The sequence below is a fragment of the Mesorhizobium sp. P2_D5 genome (assembly GCF_056404355.1).
The window spans coordinates 1-17,235 of sequence record NZ_JBFUEE010000006.1 but is presented as its reverse complement, the minus strand read 5'-3'; the positions used below and the strand labels follow the sequence as shown (position 1 = coordinate 17,235).

The window sequence follows — 17,235 nt, the reverse complement described above, 5'->3', positions numbered from 1 at the left end:
TGGAAGGTTACTGGATAAGGCCAGCGTTCTTCAGGAGGTCCTCCTGGAACTTGGCGATGTTATCCAGGGTGGTCTTGGCGTCCTGCTTGCCAGTGATGGCTAGGTCGTACTGATCCTGCTGCTGGGTGAGCAGTTCGAAGAACTGCGGCACGTGCCACATGTCCTTCTGCCAGTCGAGCGAGTTCGCCCAGGCGCGGTCCCACGGACGATAGGTCACGTATTTCGGATCGCTGTAGACCGACTTGATCGCGGACTGGCCGCCGGCGGCGGCGAACTGGTGCTGGATATCGGGCGAGAGCCACCACTTCACGAAGCCCACCGCTTCCTTGATTTGCTCAGGCGTCGTCCAGGTGGTGAGAACGAAAGGCTGTCCGCCGATCTGTGACGTACGATTCACCTTTCCGTCGGGGCCGCGCAGGCCTGGCGCCAATCCGAACACCAGCTTGTCGGCAACCTTCGACGTCTTGGGATCGAGCGAGGCTTCGCCGAGACCGATCCAGTCGATGTTCATGGCCACCTTGCCTTCACGGAACAACTGGTCCGAGACGAAGATGTCCATGGTGCCGGTCTTGACCACCGGCGGCATGTACTTCAGCAATTTGAGGAAATGCTCCATGCCCTCGATGGACTTCGGGGAGTTTACGACGCCTTCGGCATGTCCGGTCGGGGCCTTGGTTTCATCCCAGATGCCGCCGCCATGCTCCCAGACGAACGTGTGGACCGAGCTCGTCGAGAAGTCGTAGCCTTTGCCTGCCTGATAGGCGATGCCGTAGAAATCGTCATCCAGCACCTGGCCGGCGAGCTTGTCGCCCTTCTTGCGCTGGAAGAATTCGCCGACATGCTCGAACGTGTTCCAGTCCATGGCGTCGATTTCTTCGCCGGTGCAGGGCAGCTTCTCATTGTACTTCGCCTTGAAGGCGGCCTGCTCGTCGTCGTTGCAGAGCACGTCCTTGCGGCCGTAGGTGACCAGCACGTCCGGGAACTGCGGGAAGCCGTAGTAGTTCGGCGTGCTGTTGGGATAGGTCGAGTAGGCGTTGAGCACGGCGGGATGCATCGACTCCATCGCCGCCTTGAGTTCCGGGTCGGCATCGATGAGATCGTTGATCTTGCGGAAGTAGCCGCCTTCGACGAAGGCGCCCAGCCACTGCGAGTCCGACACGATGAAGTTGTACTTCTTTTCGCCCGAGGTCAACGAGGCATTGACGCGGGTGTAGAAATCCGGCCACGGAATGAAGTCGACATCGAGCTTCACGGTATTGCCAGACTTGGGCTTGTACTGCTCGTCGAAGAACTTCTTCATAATGCGGGTCGGGGGCCAATCCGGCACCGCCATCGTCAACGTCACTTCTTCGGCAGAGGCATAGGTCACGCCTCCCACCAGTAGCGTGGCAGCGAAGCTTGCGGCTGTCGCTAGCCCTTTCACTTTGGTCATCGCCGTCATTCGCGTTTCCTCCCTTGGTTAACCGGATTGCTTCTCGCCGTTCGCGTCAGGTCATTGCCTGGCCGCTCACGGCGCGGAAGACGTGGATTTTCCTGTTATCGATGGCGATCGATGCCGAATCGCCGGTCCTGATGCTGGCGGCGATCGCTTCCGGCAGCACCATGCGCAACATCTCGCCGCCGGCCTCGACCGAGACGATCGTGATGTCGCCGAGCGGTTCGACCAGATGCACCTTCGAGGCAACCCCGGCTTCGCCCTTGGCGGCGAGCCGAATGTCGCTCGGGCGAATGCCGATCAGCGCGGCCTCGCCGGCATCGGCAGTCTTTGGCGCCGTCGCCGGAACCAGTGTCCCGAGCGGCGTGTCGAAAGACCTGGTGTCGGCGCGCACCGAGGCCGTGAACAGATTCATGTGCGGCGAGCCGATCTTGCTGGCGACATAGGTATGGATCGGCTGTTCGTAAAGCTCGTCCGGCGTGCCGATCTGGACGATGCCGCCATCGCGCATGACGGCGATCGTCTCGCCCATCGAGAGAGCCTCGAGCTCGTCGGGCGTGGCATAGATCACGGTCATGCCGAACTGGCGGTGCAGCCGCTTCAGCTCGGCGCGCGTCTCGTGCCGAAGCTTGGCGTCGAGATTGGTGAGCGGCTCATCGAGGAGAAGAATCTTTGGCCGGCGGATCAGGGAGCGGCCGAGCGCGACGCGCTGCTGCTCTCCGCCGGACAGGGTTGCCGGCTTGGCCTTCAGGCGGTGTGTCAGCTTCAGGATCTCGGCGGTCTCTTTCACCCGCTTGTCGATCTCGGCGCGCGCGACTTTCTCCTCGCGCAGCGGATAGGCGAGATTGTCGTAGACCGTGAGGTGGGGGTAAAGCGCGAAAGACTGGAAGACCATCGAGATGCCGCGGCCGGCGATCGGCGCATGGGTCATGTCGCGGCCGCCGATCTCAAGCGTGCCGGAGTCGGCCTGGACGAGGCCGGCGATAGTGCGCAGCGTCGTCGTCTTGCCAACCGAGCTCGGCCCGAAGAGTACGAAGAAGCGGCCTTCGTCGACGGCGAAGCTCAGGTCGTTGATGGCGCGCACGGATCCATAGGCTTTGCTGAGCCCATCGAGGCGCAGCGCAATCCCCTTGCCGGCACTGGCGCGAGGCGACGTCTGCGTCACGATGCGCCACCTCGTGCGGACGGAACACGCGCCATCCGTGTGATCCTCCTCGCCCTGCCGAAATGCACTGCGGCTGTCATTCCCGATCCGCCTTTTCTTTCCTAATCTGGTATTACCAATTTAAGATGCTCGTCAAGCGCTTTCTTAAAATTTGCCGTCACCAAAATAAGCTGAAAACGTCCGCTATATGTTGGTATTTCCTTCATTTTTGGCAATTCTCCACCTTCATCCCATTCGCAAAACGCCAATCCCCAAAATCACTGAAATCGCCGACCTTCAAATCTGGTCGAACCAGATTCGCTCCGAGCTACCGCTGCGACCGCCCCGGATTGCCCTCGACGACCCCCCAATCCGGTCCGCGTCGGGAGAAGTCTCACATCCTGCATCCGCCTTCGTCCAGCCCTCCTCCATGCCCAACTCACGCCGCCACCACCCCTGGTCAGGATGGCGTCCGGAGTCGCGCCTGGCGCACCAGCGCTGAGGCCGCCCACCGGGCGACGGCCAGGGTCTTGCCGCTGTCCAGGCCCCAGATGTCCTTCAGCACAATCAGCAGTTCGACGCCGAAAATCAGCGACAGCGCCTGCGCCAGGCGCTCGAATTCGCGCGGCGGCAGCTCACCCCTCAGTGGCGCAAGCGCATCCTCCAGCAGCTCCATGCGATGGCCACGGGTGAAGGGTGGCTCGCCGCCCAGCGTGCCTGCCTGCCCGCGCGCCCACTGGTCCAGCGACAATTTCAGCGCTGCCTTGAACGTTGCCTCGAAGGCCTCGATGCGGGGCATCGCGCTGTCTATCAACTCCGCCACGCGGCGTTCGGCATCGGACGAATCGGATCGCCACTCGAGTATCGGGCCTAGCCCTTCGTCGACCACCGCGTGGACCAGCGCCGCCTGGCTCGGGAAATAGCGATAGGCCGTGGCGCGGGAGACTTCTGCCGCTTCGGCAACCTCGCTGACCGACGGCGTGACACCCGCCTGCATCAGCCTTGTCGCCGTCTCCAGCATAAGCCGTTTCGTGCGCGCGCGGGGCCCACGCTCCAGCGCCTGGCCGCTACCCCGCTCGGCGTCTTCGCCTGCTGTCGATTGTTGACGTGAGACATACATGTCAATACGATACGCGCGTCTCAAAAATTTGCAATGACCTTCGCATCGTCGAGCGGCCTGGCAATGAGCGGAGGGGCGCAGCGTTGCGCCGGCCTGGATTGGGGAACGCAATGAAGCGCGTCTATGTGGTGGGCACGGCTGACACCAAGGGCGAGGAACTCGCCTTCCTGGCGGATGCGATAGCCGCCACGGGCGCCATCATTTCGCGCGTCGATGTCGGGACGCGTGACGCAACCATCGCCGTGGACATCACGGCGAAGGACATTGCCGGCCATCACCCCGGCGGTCGTGACGCCGTGCTCGGCGGCAACGACCGTGGCGCTGCGGTCGCCGCCATGGGCATCGCCTTCGCCCGCTTTGTCCAATCGCGAAACGACATCGCCGCCATGATCGGTATTGGCGGTGGCGGCGGCACTTCGATCATCACGTCGGGCATGCGCGCGCTGCCGCTCGGCCTGCCGAAGATCATGGTCTCGACGCTCGCCTCCGGCGACACCGCGCCCTATGTCGATGTCTCCGACATCGTCATGATGCCATCGGTCACCGACATGGCCGGGCTGAACCGGATCTCCCGTGTCGTCCTGCACAACGCCGCCCAGGCCATATCAGGCATGGCGGCCAGGCCGGCGCCGCCGGCCGATGGCAAACCGTCGATCGGCCTCACCATGTTCGGCGTTACCACCCCTTGCGTGACCGCCATCGCCGACCAGCTTCGCTCGACCTATGACTGCATGGTCTTCCACGCCACCGGCACCGGCGGCCGCAGCATGGAGAAGCTGGCCGACAGCGGCCTGTTGTCGGGGGTCATCGACATCACCACGACGGAGGTCTGCGACCTGCTGTTCGGCGGTGTGCTGCCGGCGACCGAGGATCGTTTCGGTGCGATCGCCCGCACCGGGCTGCCCTATGTCGGCTCGGTCGGCGCGCTCGACATGGTCAACTTCTGGGCGCCGTCGACCATCCCGGAACACTATCGCGGACGGTTGGTGTACGAACACAATCCGAACGTCACGCTGATGCGCACCACGGCGCAGGAATGCCGCGCGATCGGCGAATGGATCGGCACCAGGCTCGCCCTCTGCGAGGGGCCGGTGCATGTCCTCATTCCGGAAAAAGGTGTCTCGGCGCTCGACATCGAAGGCGGTGCTTTCTTCGATCCAGAGGCCGACGCGGTTCTGTTCGAAGCCATCGAGCGCACCATCCAGCCGAACGACATGCGCCGCGTGACGCGCCTGCCGCTGCACATCAACGATCCCGAATTCGCCAAGGCAGCGGTTGCGGCCTTTCTCGACATCGCCAGACAGTGAGATCCAAGATATGCCCGCCATACCGCGCAAGGACATACTGAAGAAGTTCAGGGCAATGATCGACAAGGGCGTGCCGATTGTCGGCGGCGGCGCCGGCACCGGCCTGTCGGCCAAGGCCGAGGAGGCCGGCGGCATCGACCTCATCATCATCTACAATTCCGGCCGCTACCGCATGGCAGGGCGTGGCTCGGCCGCCGGCCTGCTCGCCTATGGCAATGCCAACGAGATCGTCAAGGAGATGGCCTATGAGGTGCTGCCGGTGGTCAAGAAGACGCCGGTGCTGGCCGGCGTCAACGGCACCGACCCGTTCGTCATCATGCCGCTGCTTCTCACCGAGCTGAAGACGATGGGCTTTTCCGGCGTGCAGAACTTTCCCACCATCGGCTTGTTCGACGGTCAGATGCGGCAAAGCTTCGAGGAGACCGGCATGGGTTTTGGGCTCGAGGTCGAGATGATCGCCGAGGCGCATAAGCTCGACCTGCTGACCACGCCCTATGTCTTCAACCCCGATGAGGCCCGCGCCATGACAAAAGCCGGCGCCGACATCGTCGTCGCCCATATGGGAGTGACGACCGGCGGCTCGATCGGCGCCACCTCGGCCAAGTCGCTCGACGATTGCGTTGTCGAGATCGATGCCATTGCCGACGCGGCCCGTTCGGTGCGCAAGGATGTCATCCTGCTTTGCCATGGCGGACCGATCTCGATGCCGGATGACGCGCGCTATATCCTCGACCGCTGCAAGGGCCTGCAAGGCTTCTATGGCGCAAGTTCGATGGAACGGCTGCCGGCGGAAGCCGCGATCGCCAAACAGACGGCTGATTTCAAGGCCGTCTCGCTTCATGACCAGAAGAAAAAGAAGGGATGAGAGATGACCGACAAGAGCAAGATGTTTGTCTACCCCAAGGACGTCAGTGCCTTCGGCTTCGACTGGGGCAAGCTGGCGCTGACCGTGGCGCCCGAAGTAAATGGCGCAACGCGCTTTTCCGGCGGTGTCGTCGACCTGCCCTCCGGCAAGGGCCACACACGCCACAACCATCCAGGCGCTGAGGAAATCATCTTCGTCATCTCAGGCAACGGCGAGCAGATGGTCGAGGACGAGAAGGGCAATCCGGTGGTCGAGAAGGTCGGCCCCGGCTGCACCATCTACGTGCCCGAAAGCCGCTTCCACTCGACGCTCAACACCGGCGATGGGCCAATGCAGCTTTTCGTCGTTTATTCCCCAGCCGGGCCGGAACTGGTGCTGCGCGAGCTGCCGGATTTCAGGCTGCTGCCGGGTGGGAAGGACTAACGTCAGAGGCTGAGACCAATCTTCATCGCACGAGCAACCCTTGCCAGGTTGTTGGCATCGCTTCCCGCAGCGAGCCTATCCCGCAGAGTGGGGACGTCGCGTTCTGATCGGAAAGCATCCGACGATTGTAGGCGCGCGACCCAATAGGACATACAGTTTTCCGCTGCCTCTGGACCAAGCTGCCAGAATACAAATCGAACAGCATTTTGTGGGAACAGGAAACCTGGGACTTCAGAATGCGCGAGCTGTTCAGCCAGTTTGCGTGGAGCACCAAAACGCTCAAAGAACGGCAGGACAGTCGCCTGAACGTTGGCAACGATGTTCGCGATTTCAGCCTGACGAGTGAGCGGGTTTGCGATGTTCCATGTCCGCCAGTGATGCGGGGGGCGCAAATTGCCAAGCTGTCCTCCGGCTATCCAATCGCTGGCATTGGCCGGCCAACCGTTGCGTTCATCCCATTCCCTTATTGCCTTGTTGTATACCGACGCATGCACGACGAGTTCGACATACTCGCCGCCGACATTCAGATAGTTTGACTGAAAGGAAATTTTGAATGTCCAGTCGCCGGCGCGGCGACTTGCATGAGGACCGCTTTTTGCAAAGCGAAATCCAACAGATTCAAGCCGAGAAGAAATCTCGCAACACGCGTCGAGAAAGACTTGCCTTGGCGGTTCCTGATCCATCTTAGTGATTGCTCAGGCGATCAAACCAGCGTCTATGAGACCCCACCCCTGTTCCACCCTCGGCCACGATCGCCGAACATCACATAGCCGGTGTCCGTCACCGCCAGTGTATCCTCCAGCTTGATGAACCCCCGCGTCGGGTGAAGCATGGTCGTCTCGACCGACAGCACCATGTTCTTTTCCAGCGGCTTGGCCGCATAGGTGCCTTCATAGGTCACCGGATGGTTGGTCATCAGGAACGGCGCTTCGTGCGTGATCAGTCCCATGCCGTGGGCGAAGAAATCCGTATAGGGTGCGACCTTCGAGGCCTTCAGCACACCCTCGGCGTGCAAAATCATGTCGCCGCCCAGCGTGCCCGCCCTAACCTTGGAGAACGCCGCCTGCTGCACCGCCTCGACTTCGGCCAGCAGGTCTTCGAGTTCGGCATCCGGTTCGCCCAGAATGCCCATCCGGCAGAGGTCGCCGATATAGCCGTGATAGTTGCCGCCGGAATCGATCGACAGCACCTCGCCCTTCTTCCACGCCTGCGGTGAAGCGGCGCGGTTATGGCTGGAGCCCAGCGTCAGCAGGCAATATTCGAAATGCGCGCCCCGATTGGTCTCTTCGCGCCGAAGTTGCTCGATGATCTCGGTCTTGGTCGTGCCTTCGCCTGCCCAGGCGATTGTGGCCAGCATGGAATCGGTGATCAGTTCGGAAGCGGTGCGCAGCTTCTCCAGCTCTGCATCGGTCTTGATGGCGCGCATGCTCTCCAGCATGGCTGTCGCATCGATCAACTTGGCGTCCGGCAATGCCTTGCGGATCAGCGTGTAAGCATCCGACGGCAGGAAGCTCGGCTCGATGCCGATGCGGGCGCCCGTTTTGCCGATCTTCCGCAGGTGCTCGACGGCGAGGTTGGCTGCGTCGAGCGTGCCCCAGCAGGTGGCGTGCAGGGTCGGTGTCCAGAATGGGTTGTTCTGGTGCTCGGCGCCTTCCATGCGATTGCCGATATAGGCGGCATGGTCGGGTCCGCCCTTCTCATAGATGACGACAGGCAAATAGCGGCTGTGGCCGATCGCATCCATGGCGGCGAAGAAGATGAACTTATAGCCGCCCAGCAGATACTGCGTGTTGTGCTTGGAGGTCGCCAGCAGCACATCGATGCCGGCCTCCTCCATCAGCCGGTCGACCCTTGCCTGGTCGAACGGGATATTGCTGACGGCACTCTTGCCCTGAGCAATGTTCATCTCTCTCTCCCTGAATTGCCCGAGATCGCCGGCCGTTTGCTCCCGATCCCTTGGCTGTGGATCAAATCTGCACCATTTCGCTCGCTCTGGTCTAGCCAGAAACACGCGAAATGGCCTGCTTCAAACTCACCATCACGTTATGTCAGCGCATTCAACGAAATCTGGTCTTACCAGATAGATCAGATTGAACCGCTTCCTCCAAACTGGTCCAGCGGACGAAAATTTCAAAGCCAAGCAAGGATGCGCCAATTCCGTCTCTGGCGAAACCCTCGGCAAGGCTCATAATCGCCACCGCAAGGATGCTGGCGGGCTCGCCGACGTTCGAGGGGATTGGCGCACCCGGTTGGGTTGCGGAGAGGACGGAGTTCGATCATGTCAGGTTTCACGATTTCCAGACGCCAGATGCTTGCCAGCTCGGCAATGCTGCTGGCCTCCACCGCCATGCCGACATTCGGCTGGGCGCAGACGCCGAAGAAGGGTGGCCGCCTGGTGCTTGCCGCCGATTCCGAGCCGCGCAACCTCAACCCGGCGATCGTCGCCTCCAACGGCGTCTTTTTCATCTCCAGCAAGATCGTCGAAACGCTGGCTGAAGCCTCCTTCGACGGCAAGGACGGGCTTGCGCCGCGGCTGGCCTTGAGCTGGGAAGGCGCTGCCGACGGGCTCTCCGTCACGTTCAAACTGCGCGATGGCGTCAAATGGCATGACGGCAAGCCATTCACCTCGGCCGATGTCGCCTTCTCGGCATTGCAGGTATGGAAGCCTCTGCAGAATCTCGGTCGCACCGTGTTCAAGGATCTCGCTGCCGTCGACACACCGGATGATCTCACCGCCGTGTTCAAATTCGCCAAGCCGACCCCGTTCCAGCTGATCCGCAACGCGCTGCCGGCACTTAGCAGCGTCGTGCCGAAGCACATCTACGACGTGGGCAAGATCGAGGACAACCCGGCCAACAACGCGCCGATCGGCACCGGGCCGTTCAAATTCGGCGAATACAAGGCTGGCCAGTACTACCGGCTGACGAAGAACATGGATTACTGGGGCAAGGACGAGCCCTATCTCGACGAGATCATCTATCAGGTGCTGCCTGACCGCACGTCGGCGGCAAGTGCACTGGAAGCCGAAGAGATCCAGCTCGCCGCCTTTTCCGCCGTGCCGCTGGCCGACCTCGACCGCATCTCCAAGGTGCCAGGCCTCAAGGTGATCTCCAAGGGCTATGAGGGGCTCACCTATCAGCTCGTCGTCGAGATCAACCATCGCCGCAAGGAACTGGCCGACCTCAAGGTGCGCCAAGCGATCGCGCATGCCATCGACAAGGATTTCGTCGTCAAGACGGTGTTCCTCGGCTATGCCGCCACCGCCACCGGTCCGGTGCCCAAGAACGATCCGCAATTCTACACTGCCGACGTGCCGACCTATGCCTTCGACGTCACCAAGGCCAACGCGCTGCTCGACGAGGCCGGCTACAGACGAGGCGCTGACGGCAACCGCTTCTCGCTGAAGCTTTTGCCCGCGCCCTACTTCAACGAGACCAAGCAGTTCGGCGACTATCTGCGCCAGGCGCTCGCCGCCATCGGCATCGATGCCCAGCTGGTGAACAACGACTCGGCCGCGCACATCAAGGCCGTCTACACCGACCACGCCTTCGACCTCGCGGTCGGGCCGCCGGTGTTCCGCGGCGACCCGGCGATCTCGACCACCATCCTGGTGCAGAGCGGCATTCCAGACGGCGTGCCGTTCTCCAACCAGGGTGGCTACAAGAACGATGCGCTCGATGCCTTAATCGCCAAGGCATCCGAGACGCTCGACACAGCTGCCCGCACCGACCTCTACAAAGAATTCCAGAAACAGGTGGCCGCCGACCTGCCGCTGATCAACGTCGCCGAATGGAGCTTCATCAGCGTCGCGCGCGACACCGTCGGCAACATTGCCAACAACCCGCGCTGGGCGGTGTCGAACTGGGCGGACACCTATCTGGAATCGTGACACAGTCGCGCGGATGAAAGTTCGCGGTGAAATCGGTGTTGAAACACGGCCGAAGGCCGCGTTCCTTCACACCCCCCTCTGTCCTACCGGACATCTCCCCCGCAAGGGGGGAGATCGGCGGTTTCGCAGACGGCGGTTCTTTTTCTGCGTGACCACATCGGAGATTGGCGAAAGCAGAGGTGACATCCAATCTCCCCCCTTGCGGGGGAGATGTCCGGCAGGACAGAGGGGGGTGCCTAGACACCGCACTTCTCTCAATCGGCACGGCGTCATGTCATCCCCATGACCCGCGCCCTCATTCTCCTCCGTCGTCGCCTGGTCGGCAGCATCTTCGTGCTGCTGATCGTCGTTGTCGGCACCTTCCTGCTGCTCGAAGCAGCGCCCGGCGATGCGGTCGACGCCTACATCGTCTCCACCGGCGGCGACGCCGGCATGATCGAACTCCTGCGTCATCGCTGGGGCCTCGATCAGTCGGAGCTGACACGGCTGGCCAACTATCTCTGGGCGCTCCTGCATCTCGATCTCGGCCAGTCGGTGACGTTCTCCCGGCCGATCCGCGACATGATCCTCGAGCGGTTGCCCACCACGCTGCTGCTGATGGTCAGCGCCACTGCGCTCTCTTTCGGGCTGGGTTCGGCGCTCGGCATCTACGCCGGCGCCAGACCCGGCAGCGTCCGCGACCGCTTGCTGTCGATCGGCTCGCTGGCGCTCTATGCCGTGCCTGGTTTCTGGCTCGGCCTGGTGCTGATCGTCGTCTTTGCCGTCGACCTGCGCTGGTTGCCGATCGGCGGCATCGAAACCCTGGCGTCGGACAAGACCGGCTTCGACCGTGTCGCCGACATCGCCATTCACCTCGTCCTGCCGGTTTCGGCGCTAGGCTTCATCTATCTGGCGCTCTATCTGCGCATGATGCGTGCCGGCATGGCAGAAGTCTGGCGGCAAGATTTTGTGCTGGCCGCCCGCGCCAAGGGGCTGTCCCGCCGCCGCATCGTCCTCGCCCACGTTGCCCGCAACGCACTCTTGCCACTGGTCACCATGCTCGGGCTGCAATCGGCGCAGATGCTCGGCGGCAGCGTGGTCATCGAGAGCGTCTTTTCCGTGCCCGGCCTCGGCCGGCTGGCGCAGGAAGCGGTGGCCGCGCGGGACACCCCGCTACTGCTCGGGATTATCCTCACCAGCGCCGTCCTGGTCATCGTCATCAACCTGCTCGTCGACATCGCCTATGCCTTTCTCGATCCGCGCGTCGGCGCCGGCGAGGCCGGCACATGAGCCCCGTCAGACGTTTTCTGCGCACACCCGAGGCTGTCGCCGACGCCATCCTCCTGGCGGCGCTGATTGCCATGGCGCTGTCGGCAGCGCTGCTGTTTCCCGGCGACCCGCAAGCCATCGCCGGGCCGGCACTGCTGCCGCCGTTTCAGGACTGGTCGCTGCCGCTCGGCACCGACCGGCTTGGCCGTGACGTGCTGGCCGAGCTGTTCCATGGCGCCCGCACCTCGCTGGCCGTTGGGCTGGCGGCAGCGGCGGCGGCCCTCGCCATCGGCTCCGTGGTTGGCACGCTGGCCGGCTTTGCCGGTGGCCTCGTCGACGAGGCGCTGATGCGCATCACCGACGCTTTCCAGACCGTGCCGAGCTTCCTGTTGGCGCTGGCCTTCGTCAGCGTCGTTGGACCGTCGCTCGGCATCGTCGTGATTGCCATCGCGCTCGGCACCTGGACCGGCCCCGCGCGTGTCGCCCGCGCCGAGGTCCTCTCCATTCGGGAGCGCGATTATGTTGCCGGTGCCAGGGTCATCGGCATGCATCCGCTGGCGATCGCTTTTCGCGAAGTTCTGCCTAACGCCTTGCCGCCGGTGCTGGCCATGTCCTCGGTGATCGTCGCCGCCGCGATCCTCACCGAGGCAGCCTTGTCCTTCCTTGGCCTGGGCGATCCCAACAGGGTGACCTGGGGCGGCATGATCGCCGAGGGCCGCGCCGTGCTGCGCACCGCGCCCTTCCTGTCGATCGTCCCGGGCATTGCACTGGTGCTAACGGTACTGGGTGTCTATTTCGCCGGTGAAGGCATCGTCGAAACGACAGCCGTAAGAAGAGGCCTGTCGTGACCGCACTGGCTTCGATCCGCGACCTGACCGTGACCTACCGCCGCGACAGCAACGAGGTCGCGGCGTTGAAGACCATCAACCTCGACATCGTCGCTGGCGAACGCCTGGCCATCATCGGCGAAAGCGGTTCGGGCAAGAGCACGCTGGCATTGGCGATTGCCGGGCTGCTGCCGCGGTCTTCCCGGATTGAAGGCCGCATCGGCTGGCACTTGCCATCGTCGCCATCCTCTGGTGCCAAGGCGCCCCTCGGCGGCCGAGACATCGGCTTCGTCTTCCAGGATCCGTCCGCCAGCCTCGATCCCGTCATGACTGTCGGCAAGCAGATCGCGGAAGTGGCATACACCCATCTCGGCCTGACATGGCCGCAGGCGTATGCGAAGGCAAAGAGCCTGCTTGAACGCGTCCGCCTGCCGGACCCCGACGCAGCCCTACAGGCCTTTCCGCATCAACTCTCCGGCGGCCAGAAGCAGCGAGTGGCGATCGCCGCCGCGATTGCGGCGGGTCCGAAATTGCTGATCGCCGACGAGGCGACCAGCGCGCTCGACACCATGGTGCAGGCCGAGATCGTCGCTTTGATCCGGCGGCTGGTGGCAGAGGACGGCATGACGCTGCTGTTCATCAGCCACGACATCGCGCTGGCGGCCGAGCTTGCCGAACGCATTGCCGTGTTTCGTCATGGTGAACTGCTCGAGCTCGGAATGACGGCACAGATCGTTGGTGCGCCAACCCAAGCCTATACGCGTACGCTGCTCGATGCCCATATCGGCCTCGACGCCGCACCGCTGCTCAACCGAGCCGGGCCCGACGCATGAGCTTGCTCACGGTTTCCAACCTCACCAAGAGCTACCGTCGTGGCGGCAAGACCATTGCCGCCGTCGACGATGTCTCCTTTCATATCGACCCCGGCGAAACGCTGGCGCTGGCAGGACCGTCCGGCAGCGGCAAATCGACGATCGCGCGGCTGGTGCTGCGGCTGATCGAACCGGATGCAGGCCGTATCGAATTCGAAGGCAATGATTTCCTGGCTTTGAGTGGCGCAGCATTGCGGGCGCGACGCGCCCGCCTGCAGATGGTGTTCCAGGACCCGCTTGCCGCCTTCAACCCGCGCGCCACGGTGGCGCGCGTGCTCGACGACCCCTTGCGTATCCATGGAATCGCCGCCCGCGCCGAACGCCCGCGCCGCATCGCCGCCTTGCTGGAGCGCGTCGGGCTGACCGCTGATGTCGCCCCGCGCGCCATCCATGAAATCTCCGGCGGCCAGCGCCAGCGCGTCGCCATCGCTCGCGCCATCGCGACTAAGCCGTCGCTGATCGTGCTGGACGAGGCAGTGTCGGCGCTCGATGTCTCGGTGCGTGGGAAGATCCTCGAATTGCTGCTCGACCTGCAACGCCAGGAACGGATCGCCTATGTCTTCATTTCACATGATCTCGGCGTCGTCCGGGCGATCGCCCACCGCGTTGTCCTCCTCGAAGCCGGCCAAATTGCTGAGAGCGGCGATGCCCGGACCGTCATCGACGCGCCGCAATCTGCCATCGGCAAGGCGCTGGTGGCAGCCGCGCCAAGATTGAACAGGATCCGACCATGACCCCGAACCGAAGGACCGCGCCAGCGAAAAGTGGGATCCGGTTTTCGGGACAAGATCATGGTCAAACAACAAACCAGGACCCAACATGACCGACCCCGAAGCCAGATCCGAAAAGCTGTCGCGCGAACTCGATTCCGCCTTTCGCAACCGCGCCGATCTCTATCGTCTGTTACTCGAAGAACTGACTGGAGAGCTCGGTGCGGAACGAGCCGAAGCGATCATGATCCGCGCCATCGAACAGCGCGGCAAGGAAGTGGCCGCAGCCGCCTTCGCCAGCTTCGGCGCCAACGATGCACGCGCGATCGGCGAAGCCTTCCTGGCCATCAGCCCTGACGGCGGCCGCATGTATCCGACCGATGTCGAACGCAGCGATAGCCGCATCGCCTTCAAGGTCAGACGCTGCCCGCTGAAGGACGCCTGGGTCGAGGCCGGGCTCAGTGACGAGAAACTTGCCACGCTCTGCCGTATTGCCGGCGCTTTCGACCGCGGCCTGTTCGAGGCGACCGGTGTGCGTTTCGACAACGTCACCTGGACGCCGGGCCACGGCTCCGGCTGCTGCCACATCGCGCTGACCAACAGGGCCGGCGATCAGGAGGCAGACGATGCTGGACGCGCCGCACCGAACTGAAGGACGTCGGCAACGCCGACGCTGTTCGAAAGAAGCCTGACAAGATCGGCCGGGCTTCGTTCGATCAGTAGCCGACGGTGAAGCGCTGCCTGACGTGGGCCGGCTTCTCGATCTCGTCGACCATGACGATGGCGTAGTCCTCGAACGAAATGCTGCTGCCCTTGTCCGAAGCGAGAAGGGTGTCCCTGCCGAGACGGAATTGGCCGGTGCGCTCCCCAGGAATGAACATGGCGGACGGCGACAGGAACGTCCAGTCGAGGTCACCGACGGTCTTCAGCCTGTCCAGGAAGTCAGCGCCCTTCTGCGCTTCAGCCTTGTAGATCGCTGGGAATTCCGGCGTATCGACCAGACGCTTGCCGGGTGCGACTTCGAGACTGCCGGCACCGCCGACAATGAGATAGCGCTTCACGCCGGAGGCGCGCACGGCAGCGATCAGCGCGTCGGCATCGCTGTCCAGAAAATGCACGGCGCTGATCACCACATCATGGYCGCGGATCAGGTTGGCGAGGCCTTCCTTGTCGAAGACATCGCCCTTCCTGGCTGTCACGCCCGGCAGCGCCGCGATCCTTTCCGGGTTACGGGCGATGCCAGTGACGGTGTGGCCGCGATCCGAGAGTTCCCTGAGAAGGCGCGAACCGACAGCGCCTGATGCGCCGATGAGAGCGACTTTTGCCATGTCTTTTCCGTTTCCTTGTTGGAGATTGCTGGTGGATGGATCACGCCGCGATGTGGGCGACGAGGTTGTCGAAGCTGCCGAACAATGCATTCGAACCGATGAGCCGGGGCGCGTCGTTGCGCATGACCGCCAGAGCGGGCACGCCATCGGCATGCAGGCGCTGGAACAGCGCGCGGCCACGGCCGACCAACTCGCGGTGGGCCGTCATCAGCTCCTCCGTCGGCGCCTTCAGCAGGTCGCCCGCGCTCCTCATGTCGGCGGCGGCGAGCACCTGGGCAACGCCGTCGATCGTCACGATATCGCGGCCGTCGACATAGCGCGCCCGCTGGATCGTCTTCAGCGCGAAAAGTCTACGGCAGGGATCTACCAGGCCGGCAGCACTGATGCCGAGTGTGGCGGCGTGCGAGTCCAGCAAGGTGCCGCGGACATTGAGGACGTTGTGTTGATAGGCCTGCGTGAACTTCTGTCCGGTGAGCCGCTCGATGCGCTGATCGTTCGCCCAGGCGTGGGCGGCAAAACCTTCATCCATCGGACGCGCGCCGGCACCCGAGAACAAGCCGGTCGGCAGCAGCTCGACGCACACGCCACCGGCCGACAGCCTGTCCAGCATCGGGGTGGCGCCATAGCACCAGCCGCAGAGCGGATCGAAGAGGTAGGTCACTTCTGAATTGCTCAAGATCGCTGCCATCCTTGGTGCGGAAATGCCGGCCACCGACCGGTCGAATGTGTTGGCGCATCCATGACAGGCGACAGCCTTGCGATAAACAGCGTCCAATAATACAAACTGTCTGATCTAATCAGACAAAAAGGCTGTCGCTTTGGCCGAACTTCTGAACCTCAATCGGCTCGCCTACTTCACCACGGTGATGGAAACCGGCTCGTTCACCGCAGCGGCTGACCGGCTTGGTGTCGCCAAGGCCGTCGTCAGTCACCAGATCGGCAAGCTCGAGGAGGAATTGGGCGCAACGCTGCTTCAGCGGACCACACGGCGCGTCACGCCAACCGAAGAAGGTCGCCTCTTCTATGATCGCGCGATGATCATCCTGCGCGAGGCAGAGGCGGCCTATGGCGAAATCTCGCACGGAGCGTTCGAGCCGAGCGGGACGCTGAGGCTGACCGCGCCGCTCGACTATGGCACCAAGGTGGTGGCTCCGGTCATGGCCGCTTATCTGAAGGCCTATCCGCATATGCGCGTCGAGGCGATCTTCGAAGACGCGGTGAGCAATCTGGTGGACGAGCAGATCGATCTCGGCATCCGCGTCGGCTGGCTCGCCGATTCCTCCAACCAGGCGCGTCGCCTGGGCACGATACGGCAGACCGTGGTGGCGAGCCCCGCCTTCGCGGCAAGCCTGCCGCCCGACGTCAGCCCGCGCCAGGCAAGATCGCTGGCCTGGGTCGGCAACGCCCAGCTGCGCGGCATCGGCCAATGGTTGTTTTCCAGGGATGGTGAAACCGTGCTGACCGAACTCAATCCGATCATCATGTGCGACAAGAGCCCCGCCGCCCATGCCTGCGTGCTCGCCGGCATCGGACTGGGCGTATTTCCCGACTACAGCGTCAGCGACGATATCGCGGAGGGACGACTGGTGCCGGTGTTTGCCGACTGGAGCTTGCCCACCGGCGGCATCCATGCCGTCTTTCCGCCGGCCCGGTTCCGGCCCGCCAAGGTGCGCGCCTTCGTCGACTTGCTCGCCGCGGCCGAGAAAAACCGATCGCGCGGCCGCACCATGGCGTGACGCCTATTCGGCGACCTGTTGCAGGACGCTGCAACAGATGGGCAATTTCCGCCGCATGGAAACGTCAGAGACAACTTACATTGATGGGAGAATCGACGGCAAGGCGTCCCAAACGCGCAACGCCCGCCGGCTTTTGGCCAGGCGGGCGTTTGGTTTCGGGGACAGGCTTTGTCTTATTTGTCCGGCTGGGTCGACTATGCCTGCTTGCGGGCCCCTGAGGGGTTCGAATCCATGGCCACGGTCGGCCGGACACAAAAACAGCCCGGGCTTGGCCGGGCTGTTTTAATTTGGTTGCGGGGACAGGATTTGAACCTGTGACCTTCAGGTTATG

General features: G+C 63.1%; 17 protein-coding genes. 10 read left to right on the top strand and 7 right to left on the bottom strand.

What is annotated here, in order from left to right:
* Positions 1-7 precede the first annotated feature (7 nt).
* The 3 genes from AC1DYW_RS23970 to AC1DYW_RS23960 all read right to left on the bottom strand — a co-directional run bounded on the left by AC1DYW_RS23970 (position 8) and on the right by AC1DYW_RS23960 (position 3,699).
* Entirely contained in the window at positions 8-1,441 is a 1,434-nt protein-coding gene (locus tag AC1DYW_RS23970) for an ABC transporter substrate-binding protein (RefSeq protein WP_477227854.1), read from the bottom strand.
* 46 nt (positions 1,442-1,487) lie between these two features.
* A complete protein-coding gene (locus AC1DYW_RS23965; protein WP_457154409.1) occupies positions 1,488-2,600 on the bottom strand; it encodes an ABC transporter ATP-binding protein in 1,113 nt (370 codons plus the stop codon).
* A 439-nt stretch (positions 2,601-3,039) separates the two neighbouring features.
* Positions 3,040-3,699, bottom strand: a complete 660-nt coding sequence (locus tag AC1DYW_RS23960; RefSeq protein WP_477227853.1) for a TetR/AcrR family transcriptional regulator — start codon at positions 3,697-3,699, stop codon at positions 3,040-3,042.
* 110 nt (positions 3,700-3,809) lie between these two features.
* On the opposite strand from AC1DYW_RS23960, the gene AC1DYW_RS23955 reads away from it, so the two are divergent.
* The 3 genes from AC1DYW_RS23955 to AC1DYW_RS23945 are packed head-to-tail and all read left to right on the top strand — an operon-like array spanning position 3,810 to position 6,294.
* Complete coding sequence (locus AC1DYW_RS23955) at positions 3,810-5,006, top strand: Tm-1-like ATP-binding domain-containing protein (RefSeq protein ID WP_477227852.1); 1,197 nt, start codon at positions 3,810-3,812, stop codon at positions 5,004-5,006.
* 10 nt (positions 5,007-5,016) lie between these two features.
* Positions 5,017-5,871 (top strand): phosphoenolpyruvate hydrolase family protein, encoded by an 855-nt coding sequence (locus tag AC1DYW_RS23950; RefSeq protein WP_477227851.1) that lies wholly within the window; start codon positions 5,017-5,019, stop codon positions 5,869-5,871.
* Positions 5,872-5,874: 3 nt separating this feature from the next.
* Positions 5,875-6,294, top strand: a complete 420-nt coding sequence (locus AC1DYW_RS23945; RefSeq protein WP_477227850.1) for a cupin domain-containing protein — start codon at positions 5,875-5,877, stop codon at positions 6,292-6,294.
* Between the two features lie 2 nt (positions 6,295-6,296).
* On the opposite strand, the gene AC1DYW_RS23940 is transcribed toward AC1DYW_RS23945, so the two are convergent.
* Together AC1DYW_RS23940 and AC1DYW_RS23935 are read right to left on the bottom strand one after the other, a co-directional pair.
* Entirely contained in the window at positions 6,297-6,977 is a 681-nt protein-coding gene (locus tag AC1DYW_RS23940) for a DUF4304 domain-containing protein (protein WP_477227849.1), read from the bottom strand.
* 32 nt (positions 6,978-7,009) lie between these two features.
* Entirely contained in the window at positions 7,010-8,200 is a 1,191-nt protein-coding gene (locus tag AC1DYW_RS23935) for a M24 family metallopeptidase (RefSeq protein WP_477227848.1), read from the bottom strand.
* 372 nt (positions 8,201-8,572) lie between these two features.
* Here AC1DYW_RS23935 and AC1DYW_RS23930 point away from each other — a divergent pair, with 372 nt between their 5' ends.
* The 6 genes from AC1DYW_RS23930 (at position 8,573) to AC1DYW_RS23905 (ending at position 14,492) form a co-directional block, all read left to right on the top strand.
* Positions 8,573-10,183, top strand: coding sequence for an ABC transporter substrate-binding protein (locus AC1DYW_RS23930; protein WP_477227847.1), 1,611 nt, complete (start codon positions 8,573-8,575; stop codon positions 10,181-10,183).
* 282 nt (positions 10,184-10,465) lie between these two features.
* Positions 10,466-11,452, top strand: a complete 987-nt coding sequence (locus AC1DYW_RS23925; protein ID WP_457151944.1) for an ABC transporter permease — start codon at positions 10,466-10,468, stop codon at positions 11,450-11,452.
* Positions 11,449-12,279, top strand: coding sequence for an ABC transporter permease (locus AC1DYW_RS23920; RefSeq protein WP_477227846.1), 831 nt, complete (start codon positions 11,449-11,451; stop codon positions 12,277-12,279). Before AC1DYW_RS23925 ends, AC1DYW_RS23920 begins: the two co-directional genes overlap by 4 nt.
* A complete protein-coding gene (locus tag AC1DYW_RS23915; RefSeq protein WP_477227845.1) occupies positions 12,276-13,091 on the top strand; it encodes an ABC transporter ATP-binding protein in 816 nt (271 codons plus the stop codon). Before AC1DYW_RS23920 ends, AC1DYW_RS23915 begins: the two co-directional genes overlap by 4 nt.
* On the top strand, positions 13,088-13,864 hold the full coding sequence (locus tag AC1DYW_RS23910) for an ABC transporter ATP-binding protein (protein ID WP_477227844.1): 777 nt from the start codon (positions 13,088-13,090) through the stop codon (positions 13,862-13,864). Before AC1DYW_RS23915 ends, AC1DYW_RS23910 begins: the two co-directional genes overlap by 4 nt.
* Positions 13,865-13,949: 85 nt before the next feature.
* Positions 13,950-14,492, top strand: coding sequence for an L-2-amino-thiazoline-4-carboxylic acid hydrolase (locus AC1DYW_RS23905; protein WP_477227843.1), 543 nt, complete (start codon positions 13,950-13,952; stop codon positions 14,490-14,492).
* Positions 14,493-14,556: 64 nt separating this feature from the next.
* Here the strand turns inward: AC1DYW_RS23905 and AC1DYW_RS23900 are convergent, their stop codons facing one another.
* Together AC1DYW_RS23900 and AC1DYW_RS23895 are read right to left on the bottom strand one after the other, a co-directional pair.
* A complete protein-coding gene (locus tag AC1DYW_RS23900; RefSeq protein ID WP_477227842.1) occupies positions 14,557-15,168 on the bottom strand; it encodes an NAD(P)-dependent oxidoreductase in 612 nt (203 codons plus the stop codon).
* A gap of 40 nt (positions 15,169-15,208) precedes the next feature.
* Positions 15,209-15,844: a DsbA family protein gene (locus AC1DYW_RS23895; protein ID WP_477228088.1), complete on the bottom strand. Its 636-nt coding sequence runs from the start codon at positions 15,842-15,844 to the stop codon at positions 15,209-15,211.
* A gap of 142 nt (positions 15,845-15,986) precedes the next feature.
* Here AC1DYW_RS23895 and AC1DYW_RS23890 point away from each other — a divergent pair, with 142 nt between their 5' ends.
* Positions 15,987-16,904, top strand: coding sequence for a LysR family transcriptional regulator (locus tag AC1DYW_RS23890; protein ID WP_477227841.1), 918 nt, complete (start codon positions 15,987-15,989; stop codon positions 16,902-16,904).
* Positions 16,905-17,235 lie beyond the last annotated feature (331 nt).